General features: G+C 71.5%; 13 protein-coding genes and 1 tRNA gene. 7 read left to right on the top strand and 7 right to left on the bottom strand.

Features of this window, described 5'->3' with window-relative positions:
• The first annotated feature begins 4 nt into the window (after nt 1-4).
• Nucleotides 5-1,339: a maltokinase N-terminal cap-like domain-containing protein gene (locus AC3E6M_RS07420; RefSeq protein ID WP_490529477.1), complete on the top strand. Its 1,335-nt coding sequence runs from the start codon at nt 5-7 to the stop codon at nt 1,337-1,339.
• A gap of 7 nt (nt 1,340-1,346) precedes the next feature.
• Here the strand turns inward: AC3E6M_RS07420 and AC3E6M_RS07415 are convergent, their stop codons facing one another.
• Complete coding sequence (locus AC3E6M_RS07415) at nt 1,347-2,576, bottom strand: hypothetical protein (protein ID WP_490529476.1); 1,230 nt, start codon at nt 2,574-2,576, stop codon at nt 1,347-1,349.
• Between the two features lie 42 nt (nt 2,577-2,618).
• Between AC3E6M_RS07415 and AC3E6M_RS07410 the strand changes: the two genes are divergently transcribed.
• Nucleotides 2,619-3,704 (top strand): glycosyltransferase family 2 protein, encoded by a 1,086-nt coding sequence (locus AC3E6M_RS07410; protein ID WP_490529475.1) that lies wholly within the window; start codon nt 2,619-2,621, stop codon nt 3,702-3,704.
• 17 nt (nt 3,705-3,721) lie between these two features.
• On the opposite strand, the gene AC3E6M_RS07405 is transcribed toward AC3E6M_RS07410, so the two are convergent.
• The 3 genes from AC3E6M_RS07405 to AC3E6M_RS07395 are packed head-to-tail and all read right to left on the bottom strand — an operon-like array spanning nt 3,722 to nt 8,139.
• On the bottom strand, nt 3,722-5,179 hold the full coding sequence (locus tag AC3E6M_RS07405; RefSeq protein WP_490529474.1) for a CDP-glycerol glycerophosphotransferase family protein: 1,458 nt from the start codon (nt 5,177-5,179) through the stop codon (nt 3,722-3,724).
• Nucleotides 5,176-6,450 (bottom strand): CDP-glycerol glycerophosphotransferase family protein, encoded by a 1,275-nt coding sequence (locus AC3E6M_RS07400; protein ID WP_490529473.1) that lies wholly within the window; start codon nt 6,448-6,450, stop codon nt 5,176-5,178. The genes AC3E6M_RS07405 and AC3E6M_RS07400 overlap by 4 nt, the downstream gene beginning before the upstream one ends.
• 39 nt (nt 6,451-6,489) lie before the next feature.
• A complete protein-coding gene (locus AC3E6M_RS07395) occupies nt 6,490-8,139 on the bottom strand; it encodes a S1C family serine protease (protein ID WP_490529472.1) in 1,650 nt (549 codons plus the stop codon).
• A gap of 152 nt (nt 8,140-8,291) precedes the next feature.
• Between AC3E6M_RS07395 and AC3E6M_RS07390 the strand changes: the two genes are divergently transcribed.
• Nucleotides 8,292-9,497 carry an aminotransferase class I/II-fold pyridoxal phosphate-dependent enzyme gene (locus AC3E6M_RS07390; protein ID WP_490529471.1) on the top strand — a complete coding sequence of 402 codons (1,206 nt, stop codon included), beginning with the start codon at nt 8,292-8,294 and terminating at the stop codon, nt 9,495-9,497.
• Nucleotides 9,498-9,567: 70 nt separating this feature from the next.
• On the opposite strand, the gene AC3E6M_RS07385 is transcribed toward AC3E6M_RS07390, so the two are convergent.
• Nucleotides 9,568-10,374 (bottom strand): carbon-nitrogen hydrolase family protein, encoded by an 807-nt coding sequence (locus AC3E6M_RS07385; protein ID WP_490529470.1) that lies wholly within the window; start codon nt 10,372-10,374, stop codon nt 9,568-9,570.
• Entirely contained in the window at nt 10,371-10,883 is a 513-nt protein-coding gene (locus AC3E6M_RS07380) for a DUF6328 family protein (protein WP_490529469.1), read from the bottom strand. Before AC3E6M_RS07380 ends, AC3E6M_RS07385 begins: the two co-directional genes overlap by 4 nt.
• 106 nt (nt 10,884-10,989) lie before the next feature.
• On the opposite strand from AC3E6M_RS07380, the gene AC3E6M_RS07375 reads away from it, so the two are divergent.
• The 4 genes from AC3E6M_RS07375 (at nt 10,990) to AC3E6M_RS07360 (ending at nt 13,186) form a co-directional block, all read left to right on the top strand.
• Nucleotides 10,990-11,063: transfer RNA gene (locus AC3E6M_RS07375), tRNA-Met, on the top strand.
• A gap of 68 nt (nt 11,064-11,131) precedes the next feature.
• Nucleotides 11,132-11,536: a hypothetical protein gene (locus AC3E6M_RS07370; RefSeq protein WP_490529468.1), complete on the top strand. Its 405-nt coding sequence runs from the start codon at nt 11,132-11,134 to the stop codon at nt 11,534-11,536.
• Nucleotides 11,537-11,624: 88 nt separating this feature from the next.
• Nucleotides 11,625-12,533 carry an SMP-30/gluconolactonase/LRE family protein gene (locus tag AC3E6M_RS07365; RefSeq protein ID WP_490529642.1) on the top strand — a complete coding sequence of 303 codons (909 nt, stop codon included), beginning with the start codon at nt 11,625-11,627 and terminating at the stop codon, nt 12,531-12,533.
• On the top strand, nt 12,530-13,186 hold the full coding sequence (locus AC3E6M_RS07360; RefSeq protein WP_138172810.1) for a formylglycine-generating enzyme family protein: 657 nt from the start codon (nt 12,530-12,532) through the stop codon (nt 13,184-13,186). Before AC3E6M_RS07365 ends, AC3E6M_RS07360 begins: the two co-directional genes overlap by 4 nt.
• Here AC3E6M_RS07360 and AC3E6M_RS07355 read toward each other — a convergent pair.
• Complete coding sequence (locus AC3E6M_RS07355) at nt 13,170-13,682, bottom strand: MarR family winged helix-turn-helix transcriptional regulator (protein ID WP_138172811.1); 513 nt, start codon at nt 13,680-13,682, stop codon at nt 13,170-13,172. The genes AC3E6M_RS07360 and AC3E6M_RS07355 overlap by 17 nt on opposite strands.
• Nucleotides 13,683-13,700 lie beyond the last annotated feature (18 nt).

Here is a 13,700-nt window from a genome sequence, read left to right as displayed (position 1 = left end):
CGACATGGGCGACCTCCTCGATCTCCTCGCCGTCTGGATGCCGCGTCAGCGCTGGTATGGGACGAAGGGCCGTGATCCACAACTGACCCTCGTTGCCGAGTGGAAGCTGGATGCCGCGGCATCCCGGCTGCTTCTCGTGCGCGACGACGCCGCCACTCCCCCCGTGGTGTATCAGGTGCCCGTGTCACGGCGCGACCCCGAGGGTGTGCTGCCCGGGAGCCTGATCGGTCCCGCGGATGAGGGACGGGTCTGGTCGGATGCCACGACCGACGGCGCCTTCACTGATCTGCTCTTCGGCTTGGTGTCCTCGGCCGGAAGCGATGCCCTCGCTCCGGAGGGGCTCGTCGGGATCCCCCTCGCGACCCCGTCGACCGTGCCGGAGGTGTCCGTTCCCGCGCGTGTGCTCAGCGGCGAACAGTCCAACACCTCGATCATCTTCCGGCCCAAGGGTGGGCGTCCGGTCATCTGCAAGCTCTTCCGACAGGTCAATGCCGGGATCAACCCCGACGTCGAGCTGCAGTCGGCGCTCGCCAGCGGCGGGGCCACCTTCGTCCCCGCGGCGATCGGCGAACTGCGCGGCACGTGGACCGCGACGAACGGGGAGAGCGTGACCGGGTCGCTGGCCTTCGCGCAAGAGTTCTTCGACGGCGTCGAGGATGCCTGGCGCGTCGCCCTGCAGGCGGCGCTCGCCGGCGACGACTTCACCGCGTCCGCTCGTGCCCTCGGCGAGAGCGTCGCCGGAATGCACGTCGCGCTGGCCGCGGAGTTCCCCACGGTGGCCCCCGATGCCGTGGTCCGCTCCACCATCGCCGCAGCCTGGGAGCGTCGGCTCACGATCGCGCTGGCCGAGGTGCCCGCGCTGACCCCCTACGCCGAGCGCATCCGCGCCGTGTACTCCGCGGCAGCGGCAGCGGAGTGGCCGCCGCTGCAGCGGGTGCACGGCGACCTTCACCTCGGTCAAGTGCTGCACACGCCCACGAACGGGTGGGTGCTGCTGGACTTCGAGGGCGAACCGCTGCGTCCGATCACGGAACGGCGGAGCCCCGACCTCGCGGTCCGCGACGTCGCCGGCATGCTCCGGTCGTTCGACTACGTCTCGGGCGCGGTGGCGGAAGACGATGGAGCCGCCGTCCGGGCGTGGGTCATCGCCGCGCAGGAGGCGTTCCTCGACGGATACGCCGCGACCGTGGGGACGGGACCGGCGGCGCCCGACACGCTCCTCGCGGCCTTCGAGCTCGACAAGGCCGTGTACGAGGCGATCTACGAGACGCGCAACCGCCCCGACTGGATCGGCATCCCGCTCGCGGCGATCGGACGGCTCGCGCCCCTCGAGCGCTGACGCCCGTTCACCCGGCGGACGAGGCGTTCCGGTCGTCCCACCGTTCCATGAGCACGCGCACGGCATCGTGGAAGCGACGGGTCGAGGATCCGGACGCCGTGTCGCCGAAGTAGTGCCGCACCCAGTGGTCCAGGCGCTCGACGGCCGCGGGGTCGTCGAGCACGCGATCCGCCCGCTCCACGATGTCGCCCGAGTCCGCGGCATCCAGCCATTCGCACGCGGCGAGGTAGCCCGTGTCGTCCACGAGCGCCTCGGGGTCGACCGGCCGGGTGATGAGCAGCGGTTTGCCCGCGGCCAACCGGTCGTAGACCATCGCCGAGATGTCGACGACGGCGACCTCGGCCGCCGCGAGCTGCCAGCCGAGGTCGGGTGCGGTGTCGTGCACGTGCTGCGCGGCGGGGTCCGCGGCGTTGGCGGCGGCGAGCGCCGCCACGATCCGCGCGTTCGCGGCGCCGTACGCCGGATCCACGACGCCGGACCGAGGGTGGGGGCGGTACACGACGCGGTGGCGACCCGTGGCCAGCAGCGCCGAGACCAGCGCCTCGCCGTGTGTCACGATCGAGCCGTAGTGGGCCGAGGGCCGGTCCCCCTCCCACGTCGGGGCGTACAGCACGACGCGGCGGTCGTCGGGGGTGTAGGGCAGCGCGCCGGAGTAGTGGTCGGCCTGGGGTCGGCCGATCGCGAAGGTGCGCCGGTCGAGGTCGTAGTCCCACAGGGTGCGGGACAGCCGTGCGCGTGCGGCATCCCCGGCGACGAAGGCGTAGTCGTACGCCTTGAACTGGTTCGTGGTCATGTACATCTTGTCGGACTCGCCGTGGTTGATGAACACGTGCCACCGGCGGCCGTATCGGAACATCTGGAAGTTGCGGGTGTTCTGGTTGACGTAGAACACGATCCGGACGTCCTGCTCGTCGAGCACCTGTTCGACGTCGCGCACGGTGGGGGCGTAGGCGACCGGGAGCGCGTCGTCGCGCAGCAGCGCATCGGCACCGCGGATGGCGCGCGAGATCACCACGACGGGCCACTCGCGCGCCAGCTCACGCAGCGGGGCGTACCACTGACGCATCTGGTACATGTTGACCGGACCGTCGGCGAAGTACACGGCGATGCGGAAGCGGTTCCGCGGAAGGGGTCCGCGCTCCGCGAGCATGCGGCGCAGATCGATGCGCGCGCGTCGGGTGGCGAGGGCCTTGCGCAGCAGCCCGACGGCGAGGACGGCGTCGCGGGCGAGAGGCATCGTTCCAGGGTACCGGCCAGGTCGGCGTGAAAAGATCGCCGGATGCACCTCGCGACCCCCGGCCGTCGAGACGCGCCCGTTCCCCCCGACGACGCCGGCGTGAGCTTCGTCATGCCCGTCCTCAACGAGGAGCGGTATCTGCGCCGTGCCGTGGCGTCGACGCTCGCGCAGGAGGTTCCGGGGCCGGTGGAGCTCGTCCTGGCGCTCGGACCGTCGACGGATGCCTCGCAGGCGATCGCCCGCGAGATCGCCGCCGCCGATGCCCGCGTGGTGCTCGTCGACAATCCGGCTGCCGACATCCCGGTCGGCTTGAACCTCGCGATCCGTGTCAGCCGGTATCCCACGATCGTGCGCGTCGACGCGCACTCGGAACTCCTGCCGGGGTACACGCGACGCGCTCTGGCGACCCTCGCGCGCACCCGCGCCGCGAACGTCGGCGGCGTGATGCGCGCCGACGGCCGGTCGCCGTTCCAGCGGGCGGTGGCGCGGGCGTACAACTCCCGCGTCGGTCTCGGCGGCGGCGCCTACCACGGCGGCACCGAGGAGGGCGAGGCGGAGTCGGCGTACCTGGGCGTGTTCCGGCGGGCCGTGCTCGAGGAGGTCGGGGCGTTCGACGAGTCGATCCGCCGCGGCGAGGACTGGGAGCTGAACCTGCGCATCCGCCGCGCCGGGTACCGGGTGTGGTTCGATCCCACGCTGTCGGTGGTCTACTGGCCGCGCGAGAGCTGGCCGCGGCTGGTACGGCAGTTCCGCGCCACCGGCGCGTGGCGCGGCGAGTTGGTGCGCCGCTACGGCCGACGCAACTCGCTGCGGTTCTTCGCTCCCCCGGCTCTCGTCGTCGCGGCGGTCGCCTCGATCGTCGTGGGCGTGCTGCAGGCGACCGGGGTGGTGCGCGGGCGACGGGCCGGCCTCGTCCACGCGCCGGTGACGGCGTACGCCGCGCTCGTCGGCGCGGTCGCGCTCGGCCGCGGCGGGGGTCGCGGCTGGCGGGACCGGGCGTGGATGGCGGCGGTGCTGCCGTCGATGCACGTGCCGTGGGGTGCGGGGTTCCTGTGGGCGATCGCGCGCGGCGCCCGCGACACGGTCGACACCTCGCGGCTGGACGGACGCAACACGCCCCTTCCCTGAGCCCGCGGCATCCCGTCTCAGTCGCGGTCGACGAAGCCCTGATCCAGGATGCGGGCGACGACCCGCTCGGCGGCCCGGCCGTCCTCGCGCGCGACGAACACCCGCCGGAACCGCTCGTACCTTTCGCGGAAGATGTGCGGATCGACGTCGGCGATCGCGCGTTCGAGCTCGTCCTGCGTCCGCACGACGGGACCGGGGGCCGCCTCGAGCAGGTCGAAGTAGAACCCGCGCAGCTGTCCGCGGTAGTGCTCGAGGTCGGGCACGAGGAAGTACATGGGCTTGCCGGTGATGCTGAAGTCGAACATGACCGACGAGTAGTCGGTGATGAGGGCATCGGCCGCCGCGAACAAACGCGCGGCATCCGGATACCCCGTGACGTCGATGACACGCGGGCCGCGCGCGTCCTCTCCCGGCAGGAGCGTGCGCGTGTGCCCGCGGACGAGCACGACCGCGTCGGCCGCCCTCGCCAAGGCGGAAGGGTCGACGAAGTCGACGATCTCGTCGCGGTCGTCGCGCCAGGTCGGGGCGTAGAGAAGCACTCGTTCCTCGGCGCCGATCCCCAGGCTCCGCCTCGTCGCCGCGCCGTCGTCGGCCTGCAGCGAGTCGTTGCGCGGATACCCCTCGACCCAGATGGGACGCCGCCGGAACGCGTACGCCCGCGAGAGCACCCGCGCGGCATACGGACTCTGGGCCAGGAGCACGTCCCAGCGCCGACTCTCGCGCAGCACGGCGAGCATGCGCCGCGGGTCGAATCCCGGCCGGTGCAGCGCCAATCGCTTGAGCGGCGTCCCGTGCCACGTCTGCAGCACCGTCTGACCCGGCGTCCGGACGAACCGACGACGCAGCCAGTCGTTGACCACCAGCAGCCGCGCGGCGGCGCGGGCCCGCCACCACTCGGGGCTGCCCTCGACCACCGCGACCGCCCCATCGGGCACCGGCACCGACAGGTCGACGACGCTCCAATAACGAGTGACGCCGGGGGCGACGCGGGCGAGCTGACGATCGATCGCGTACGGGTTGCACCCCGCCGTCCGGCCGTAGAAGCTCTCGAAGAACACCGCGTTCTCGAGTGGCTGGCGCGAGGTGGCGTACCGCCGTTCCAGTGCGGCCTGCCCCTCGCCCGATTCGTACGCCGGGTCCACGGGCGACCCGACCCGAAGCCGACCGCCGTCCCATGCCGCGCTGAGGCCTGGCAGGACGGTGCGGGCGAGGGATGCCGTGGGAGGCTCGGCATCCTCGGCCTCCCCCGGGTCGATGTGCAGTCGGTACTCCCCCGTCGGGAGCGGAAGCTCGGGCCCACCCCACCGGGCGGCGCGCAGCGGCAGCACCGCGCGCCAGGTGCGTCCGCGACCGTGCAGGCGCGCCGCGACCCGCGCGCGGGGACCCTCCAGCGACACGGCCGCAGGCCGGGGGCCCGTGCCGGAGATCTCCAGAACGGCGAGGCCGTCCTCCTGGGTGAAGCGGGCATCGGTCATGGCGTCCTCTTCCTTCGGCTCCCCGCGGAGCGGCCGTGGCGGCGCGCCTCGGCGTCCATCCGCGCGCGGACGGCCCGGTGCACGCGCTCGGCATTGCGCCCGTCACGGTGCGCGTGCACGGTCGCGCTGCGCCGACGAGACGCGTCACGCGCGACGGACGGATCGTGCAGGATGCCGTCGAGCCGATCGATCGTCTCGTCCCAGGTGCGGGCGGGGTCGTCACCGGCGACGTCGGCGTAACGTCCGTACAACCCGCGCCGCGCCGTGTACTCCTCGAGGTCGGGCGCGAAGAACGCGACCGGCAGCGGCACGAGCGCGGCGTCGAAGGCCAGCGACGAGTAGTCGGTGATGAGCGCGTCCAGCCCCGGGAGCAGCGGCGTGACGTCTGCGACGACGTCACTGCCGAGCAGCCGGATGCGCCCGCTCGACGGGCGGTAATCGCCGGCGCCGAGCGGGTGCGGACGTACCAGCAGGACGGCGTCGTGCCGCGACAGCACCTCGTCGATGCGGCCCCACTCGGTCGCCGTGGGAATCGCGGGGTCGGGCGCACCGTCACGCCACGTCGGCGCGTACAGCACGACGCGGCGTTCGTCGAGATCGAGGTGCAGCGCCGCCGAGATCGCGTCGCGGGCCGCCCGTCGGCGATCCGCCGCGGACCCGCGCGAGAGCACGTCGACACGGGGTTCGCCCGTGACCGGAACACGGGAGTCGTCGAGGCCGAACGCGGTCTCGAGCCGACCGCGGACGAGATGCGACGCAGCCGGGATCAGCGAGATCTGCCGCATCGTGCGCCGGTACAGCACGGCGAGCAGCCGGTTCACGGCCCGCGATCCCGGCAGGAGCGCGCTGCGCGTGGTCTCGGGTGAGTCCAGCCCGATCCGCTTGAGGGGGATGCCGTGCCACAACTGCACGACCAGCGCTCCCGAGACCGCATAGCGCTGCACGTCACCGAAACCGTGCGTGACGACGATGACGCGAGCGCGGGCGGTGCGCCAGAGACCGCGGAGCGAATCGCGCCGCACCCACGGGATGCCGCGCGCCTCGGCATCCGCCGCCTGGACGTCGTCCGCAACGAGCCAGGTCGTTCGCTCGCCCGCCGCCGCAGCGACCTGCCACAGCGCGAGGGCGCCGTCGGCCACGCCGACCGCGCAGCCGAAGACCCAGCGCTCGCGCGAACGCGGGGCCACCGCCGTCAGCAGTCGCCCCGCCACGTAGAGCGGAATGCGCTGGAGTTTTCGCGCATTTCCCGCACCGAACGAGAAAGACGCCACCCCGCGAGCCTATCGCGGGGTGGCGTCCGGACCCGGAGGTCAGTTCTGCATGGCGCCCAGCGTCACCTCGGTGGTGCTCTGCTTCCCCCCGCGCACGTAGGTCACCTTGGCCTCGGCACCCGCGGCGAGCGCGCGTACCTGCGCCGTCAGATCGACCGAGTTGGTGATGGGGATGCCGTTGAACTCGGTGATGACGTCACCCTTCTGCACTCCACCGGCCTGCGCTGCTCCGCCGGCCGAGACGTCGGCGACGTAGGCACCGGTCGTGGTGGCACCCTGGATCGAGGCGGCGTCCTGGACGCTCGCGCCCAGCAGACCGTGGGTCGCCGCACCGGAGTCGATGATCTCCTGCGACACGCGCTTGGCGATGTCGGAGGGGATCGAGAAGCCGACGCCGATGTTGCCGGACTGGCCCCCGCCGGGCGACGAACCGCCCGCGCTGGCGATCGCGACGTTGATGCCGATCAGCTTCCCCTCGTCGTCGACGAGCGCGCCTCCGGAGTTGCCCGGGTTGATGGCGGCATCCGTCTGGATGACGGCGATCTTGATCGTCTGGGTGGCCTGGGGGCTCTGCTGGCCCTGACCGAAGTCGAAGAAGAACGGGCTCTCGCCGCCGGGCTCGCTGCCCTGGTCGGAGTCCGAACCGTCCTTCGGCGCCGCGGACGAAGCGACCTGGATCGACCGATTCAGCGCGCTGACGATACCGGTGGTCACGGTGTTGGGCAGGCCCAGAGGCGCACCGATCGCGACGGTGTTGTCGCCCACGTTGAGCTTGGACGAGTCCGCCCACTCGACGGGGGTCATGTTCGACGCGTTCTCGAGCTTGATGACCGCGAGGTCGTACGTGGGGTCGGTGCCGACGAGCTTCGCCGCGAACACACGACCATCGGACGTGGTGACCGACAGCTGCGCGTCCCCGGTCTTGCCGTCGAGCGTCACGACGTGCGTGTTGGTCAGGACGTAGCCGTCGTCGCTGAGGACGACACCGGATCCGGTGCCCCCGGTCTGTCCGCCGCGAGCGCTGATCGTGACGACGCTCGGAACGACCTTCGCCGCCACGGCGGCGGTGGCGTTGACGTTGCTCGGGTCGTTGACCGTGATCGCGGTCGGGCCCGACGCCGTCGCGCCATCCGAGCCGCCCCAGAGGGCGAGACCGGCATAGGTGCCGCCCAGACCGGCGCCACCCCCGACGAGTGCGGCTGCGACGAGGAGAGCCGCGATCTTGGCCCCGGAGCCCTTCTTCCGCGACTTCGCGGTCGCGTCCGACTCGGGCAGGGTCAGTGTGGGCTGCGTGCCGAGCGCGCCTCCGGCGGCGGGGCCGAAAGCCTGCCCGGTGGGGGCAGTGGCACCACCGGGAGCAGCGGCGTACCCGTGGGCGTGCGGGGCGGGGTGCTGGGGCGTGCCGAGGTGGGGGGTCGCGGGCTGCGCGGCAGCAGGCCCCGCACCGGGCGGCGGCCATGCGGCGGCGGCTGCGGCGGGCGACGTGGTCGGCACCGGCGGCATCGCCGGTGCGGCTGCGGCGGGCGCCGAGTCGGAGGCGGCGGCTGCGGGCGTCGGAGCCTCCGTCGGCGTGGTGCCACCGGTGGCGGCGGTTGTCTCGTGCGACGTGGGGGCCGCGCCGTGCGCGGCTGCGTCGCTGTTCGTGCGGTGCTCGGTACCCTCGGGACGGTCGTCCGTGGTGTCGCTCATGTGATGCTCCTTCTTCCAGGCGAGTCCCACCATGACCCCCGATGCTGTGGGCTTCCTATGACGAGGGTGAGTCGCGTCTATGGGTGTCACAGGAACGGAATGCGAGGTCATGATCGCACCCCGGGCGAAGCCCTCCGCTACGCTTCCGCATCATGCACGACCTCCCCGGCGCGTGGCGCCGCACCGCTCTCGGCGCCGGTCTCATCGCTCCCGACGGCACCTCCGTTCCCACGATCTTCGCCGAGATGACCGCGCTGGCGGCGTCCACCGGGGCGATAAACCTCGGGCAGGGCTTTCCCGACGAAGACGGTCCCGAAGCCGTGCTCGAGGCGGCGCGGCGCGCGATCGCCGACGGCGTGAACCAGTACGCGCCCGGGCGCGGCTTCCCCGAACTCCTCGAGGCGATCGCGGAGCACCAGCGGCGCTTCTACGCAAGAGACCTCGATCCTGAGCGCGAGGTCCTCGTCACCGTGGGCGCCACCGAGGCGCTCGCTTCCACTCTCCTCGCCCTCATCGACGGCCCGGACGACGAAGTCGTCGTGTTCGAGCCGTACTACGACTCCTATGCGGCGTGCGTGTCCCTGGCCGGCGCGCGTCTGGTTCCGGTCCCCCTGCGCTGGCCCGACTTCCAACCCGACCTCGAGGTGCTGGCATCCGCGGTGTCCGACCGCACCCGAGTGATCCTCGTCAACGATCCGCACAACCCGACCGGCACGGTGTTCTCCCGCGCGGTGCTCGACGAGGTGGTGCGGTTGGCGCACCGGCACGACGCGATCATCGTCACCGACGAGGTGTACGAGCACCTCGTGTTCGACGGGCCGCACGTGCCGATCGCGACCCTCCCCGGTGCCGCCGAGCGGACCGTGTCGATCTCGTCGGCCGGCAAGACCTTCTCGCTGACCGGCTGGAAGACGGGATGGATCACCGGTCCCGCCGACCTCGTGTCGGCGATCCTCACGGTGAAACAGTTCCTGACCTACGTGGGCGGGTCGCCGTTCCAGCCCGCCATCGCGACGGGTCTGCGCCTTCCGGACGAGTTCTTCGCATCGGTCGCGGGCGAGATGAAGGCCAAAGCCGACCTGCTGGGCACCGGCCTCCGCGCGGCGGGGTTCGAGGTGAGCAGCCCCGGAGGGTCGTACTTCACGGTGGTGGATGCCGCCCCGCTCGGCGCCGTCAACGCCGACACGTTCTGCCGCGAACTGCCCGCGCGCGCCGGGGTCGTCGGCATCCCGCTGACCGCCTTCGCGTCGCCCGACCATCGCGCCGACTACGCCACTCTCGTGCGATTCGCCGCGTGCAAGCGCGTCGAGGTGCTGACCGAGGCCGTGAGCCGGCTCGCCGCACTGTCGCCCGCGTAGGGCCGGGGCACGTCGTCATCGGGCCGCGGGCGCGGCATGGCGTGGCGTGCCGGATGCGGCCGGACCGCTCTCAGCGCGGCGTGACGCGGAAGCGGCGGAGGTCGAGGGCCGGGTTCACCCGCCGCACGCGGGCGATCGCGCCGGGGTCGATGTGCGCGACGGCGACGTCGGTGGCCGTGCCGATCGTCGCCAAGGCGACGCCCTGCGGGTCGATCACCATCGAGTGACCGACGCCGAGCGGAGGCGGGTGGTCGGCGCCCGCGACGAAGAACGTGTTCTCGATCGCCCGCGCCTGCAGCAGGGTCTGCCAGTGGTGTTCCTTGAGCGGTCCGCGCACCCACTCCGCCGGCACGAGGGCGACGTCCACGCGCGCGTCGGCGAGCGTGCGAGCGACCTCGGGGAACCGCAGGTCGTAACAGGTCATCAGGCCGAAACGCAGCCCCCCGGCCTCGAACGTCTCGGGCGGAGCGATCTCGCCGGGCTCCACCCAGTCCGATTCCCGCTGCCCGAACGCGTCGTACAGATGCAGCTTCCGATACACGGCCCGGATGCCATCTCCCGCGACGGCCACGACCGCGTTGCGCACGCGTCGGCCGTCGTCGGCGCGCTCGACGAGTCCCGCGACCAGGATGACGTCGAGCTCGGCGGCGAGCGCGCTCAGGGCGGTCGTGAAGGGTCCGTCGAGGTCTTCGGCGTTCTCGGCGAGCGACGTGTCGAAGGGATCGACGAAGTAGCTGGAGTACTCCGGGAAGACGATCACCCGGGCTCCGCGGGCGGCGGCTCGGCGGACGAGGTCGTCGATGGCATCCAGGTTGGTCTGCTTCGATGCGGTCGGTGCGAACTGCGCCACCGCCACGCCCACGCTGCCGTACGTCATCCGCGTCCTTCCCCGTCGCGGGCCCGTCGGAGGAAGGCCGGGCCCACGACCCACAGTACGAGGATCACCACCACGAGCACGACCACGGCGACGACGGCGGCCTCCATGCCGACCACCACGTCGAAGACGAAGGCGACGACACCGGTGAGCAGCACCGCCAGCGCGGCGATCGCGGCGATCAGGACTCGGTGGCCGTAGCGCACCGCGGACGGCTTGACGCCGCGATGGAACACGGCGCGGTGCAGGGCCACCGGGGCGAGGGCGAGGATCGCGGTGAGAGCCGACAGCCCGACGAGGACGAGGTATCCGGCGCGCTGGGGTGCAGTGAGATCGGCGAACGCCGGCTGGAATGCGAGGGCGAGCAGGAAGCCGGTGAGGATCTGGGTACCGGTCTGCAGGACGCGGAGTTCCTGAAGGACGTCGGACCAGTTGCGGTCGGCGCGCTGCGCGGCGCTCTCGGGGCGGCCGTCCTGCAGGTCATCGCGGGAGTCGCCGGTGGGGGTCAGCATCCCCGCATCATTGCCCGTCTGGGGGCCGTCGGCAACGCCTTCCGCGGCCCGTCTGCGGCGCCGATTGGACACGCCCCAAAACCCATGCTAGATTTATCTCTTGTGCCGCGGGGTGGAGCAGCTCGGTAGCTCGCTGGGCTCATAACCCAGAGGTCGCAGGTTCAAATCCTGTCCCCGCAACAAATGAAGGCCCCGGATCTACGGATTCGGGGCCTTCGCCTTTCCCGCCGGTCCTTCCGTTCCTGCACATGTGGACCGGGCTCGACGGGACGTCGCGTCTGGAAGCTTCGGTCCTCGCCGGCTTCGGGCTGCAGAGCGTCGGAGGGGGCGCAGACCCGCAGTGGATGCGGCCGTTCCCGGGCGAGGTCAGCGCCGTGCTGTTCGCCGCACTCCCGGTGGGGTGGATGGGTAAGTGGCACCCGTCTCCGCATCCGCAGTGGGTGGCGCCCCTGCGCGGGCGGTGGTTCCTGGAAACTCAGGACGGCGAGCGGGTCGAGATGGGGCCGGGCGACCTGCACTTCGGGCAGGACCCGGCGGACAGGAGCGAGGTGGGGCACCTGTCGGGAACCGTCGGCGATGAGCCGTGCCTGCAGCTGATCATCCAGTTCACGGTCTCCCCGGCCGCGCCCACACCGCATCCCTTTGGCGGCTGACTCCTGGGCCCGATGCCGTCAACCCGTCTCCCTCGGATCCTGGAAGCCGATTGACTGAGCACATGGACCGACAGACGAGACTGACTCGATTATCGACGGACGCGTCCTCCAGCCGCCTCGGGAACCCTCCCCCGTCGACGTCGCCCCGCCGCGCGTCTACGACGACCGCCTACGGGCCGTCATCGCCCCCGAAGCCAGGCTGCTCTCGCTCAACTCGGACGCCACGTGGGCCGAAGGGCCGGTGTGGTGGGAGCGCGAGCGGATGCTCGTCTTCAGCGACGTGGTGGGCCGTCGCACCCTCGGCTGGCGGGAAGACGGCAGCGTCGTGGCCGTCGTCGACCCGTCGGCCTTCTCCAACGGCAACGCAGTGGATGCCGAGGGTCGCCTGTTGCACGCGGAGCACGGCCGCCGCGCGCTCAGCCGCACCGACGACCGCGGCACCCACGTGATGGTCGACGCGTACGACGGCAAGCCGTTGAACTCGCCGAACGACCTCGTCGTCGACTCCGCAGGCGCCGTGTGGTTCACCGACCCGTCCTACGGCATCTCCGATCCGCGCGAGGGGTATCCGGCCGAATCAGCCCTCGGCCACCAGAGCGTGTACCGCTCCCGCGAAGGACACGCCCTGCAGCGCATGATCGACCTCGACGCTCCGAACGGCCTGGGTTTCAGCCCCGACGAGACGACCCTCTACATCGCGGAATCCCACCAAGACGGACTGCCCAGCGTCGTCGCCTGCAGCTGGGACGGAGAGACCCTCGGCGCCCCACGGACGTTCGCGACGGTGGATGCCGGCATCCCGGACGGGTTCGCGATCGACCACCGCGGATGGCTGTGGATCAGCAGCGCGGCCGGTGTCGTGATCGTCGACGACGCGGGCGCACGCCTGGGTCTCATTCCCACGCCGCACCTGGTGAGCAACTGCACGTTCGATACCGGGGAACGGCGCCTGTTCCTCACCGGCGACAGTGACCTGTGGATGGTGGAGCTCGGATGAACGACGTCGAGATGGCTCGGATTCCGGCGGGACGGGTCCTGCGGGGCGATCAGCGCGGGGCGGAACGACGCGAGATCGAGGTCGACGCGTTCGAGATCGCGGTGTACCCGGTCACCGAGGAGCAGATGGCCGAGATCGTGGGGGTCACGGCGCAGAACCCGCGTCGGCCCGCTGTCCAGGTCAGCTGGCTGCGCGCGGTGCGATTCTGCAACGCCCTTTCCGAGTGGGAGGGACTCGACCCGGTCTACTCCTATGACGGTGAGGTCGTCGACTGGGACACCGACGCCGACGGGTTCCGCCTTCCGACCGAGGACGAATGGGAGTACGCCTGCCGCGCGGGATCGACCGGCTCGACCTACGGGCCGATCGCCGAGATCGCCTGGACTGCGGGCGACGGGCTCCGCGGCCCCGTCGAAGTCGGCGGACGCCTGCCCAACCTCCACGGTCTCTTCGACATTCTCGGGAACGTCTCGGAGTGGTGCTGGGATCTGTTCGACCCCGACACGGGAGACACCCGGGTCTTCCGGGGTGGGGGGTGGAGCGATGCCCGGGCTGTGGTGCGCGCCGCGGCTCGACGCGGCGCGAGTCCGCGCGCGGTGTTCGACGATGTCGGCCTGCGCGTGGCGCGAGGCGCGCTTACTCGCGCTCGCTGATGGCGATGCCGAGCTCGTCGATGAACGCCGCGATCGTGGCCAGTTCGTCGTCGGAGTACTTCTCGGCGACATCGCGCATCGCCGCGAGGTGCCCGCCGAAGTGGCGGAAGAACTCCTTCCGCGACTTGGGCGTGAGCGCGACCACGCGGGCGCGGCCGTCCGAGGGGTGGGGCCGTCGTTCGAGGTGCCCCGCGGCGGCGAGACGATCTAGGAGCTTGGTCGTGGATGCCGTGGAGATGCGCAAGTGCGAGGCGACGTCGTGTGGGCTCACCATCTCACCGCGCTGCTCGCGGATGATCAGCATGCGCAGAGTCGCCAAGTCACTGGCGTTCATGTCCATGTCGCCCTTCATTCCGCTGTTCATGCGGTCGAGAGCATCACTCAGGGCCCGGACCGATTCCAGGGCGCGAAGCACCCCGGTTCTCGTACCAGAGAACGGGTTACCGGCGGGCGCGGTGGACACCCCCGTGGCGCTCTGGATATAGTCGGCAGACATCGCTAGCTAAACTAGCAA

The sequence above is a fragment of the Microbacterium sp. SCPM-O-B-15248 (M128) genome (assembly GCF_058214835.1).
Note: the sequence above shows the minus strand (reverse complement) of the source record. Positions and strands in the feature narration are given on the sequence as shown.

What these genes read in the sequence shown, in the direction of transcription:
- AC3E6M_RS07420 (WP_490529477.1), top strand. Translation starts at nt 5, where the DNA reads ATGGGCGACCTCCTCGATCTCCTCGCCGTCTGGATGCCGCGTCAGCGC.
- AC3E6M_RS07415 (WP_490529476.1), bottom strand. Translation starts at nt 2,576, where the DNA reads ATGCCTCTCGCCCGCGACGCCGTCCTCGCCGTCGGGCTGCTGCGCAAG.
- AC3E6M_RS07410 (WP_490529475.1), top strand. Translation starts at nt 2,619, where the DNA reads ATGCACCTCGCGACCCCCGGCCGTCGAGACGCGCCCGTTCCCCCCGAC.
- AC3E6M_RS07405 (WP_490529474.1), bottom strand. Translation starts at nt 5,179, where the DNA reads ATGACCGATGCCCGCTTCACCCAGGAGGACGGCCTCGCCGTTCTGGAG.
- AC3E6M_RS07395 (WP_490529472.1), bottom strand. Translation starts at nt 8,139, where the DNA reads ATGAGCGACACCACGGACGACCGTCCCGAGGGTACCGAGCACCGCACG.
- AC3E6M_RS07390 (WP_490529471.1), top strand. Translation starts at nt 8,292, where the DNA reads ATGCACGACCTCCCCGGCGCGTGGCGCCGCACCGCTCTCGGCGCCGGT.
- AC3E6M_RS07385 (WP_490529470.1), bottom strand. Translation starts at nt 10,374, where the DNA reads ATGACGTACGGCAGCGTGGGCGTGGCGGTGGCGCAGTTCGCACCGACC.
- AC3E6M_RS07380 (WP_490529469.1), bottom strand. Translation starts at nt 10,883, where the DNA reads ATGCTGACCCCCACCGGCGACTCCCGCGATGACCTGCAGGACGGCCGC.
- AC3E6M_RS07370 (WP_490529468.1), top strand. Translation starts at nt 11,132, where the DNA reads ATGTGGACCGGGCTCGACGGGACGTCGCGTCTGGAAGCTTCGGTCCTC.
- AC3E6M_RS07360 (WP_138172810.1), top strand. Translation starts at nt 12,530, where the DNA reads ATGAACGACGTCGAGATGGCTCGGATTCCGGCGGGACGGGTCCTGCGG.
- AC3E6M_RS07355 (WP_138172811.1), bottom strand. Translation starts at nt 13,682, where the DNA reads ATGTCTGCCGACTATATCCAGAGCGCCACGGGGGTGTCCACCGCGCCC.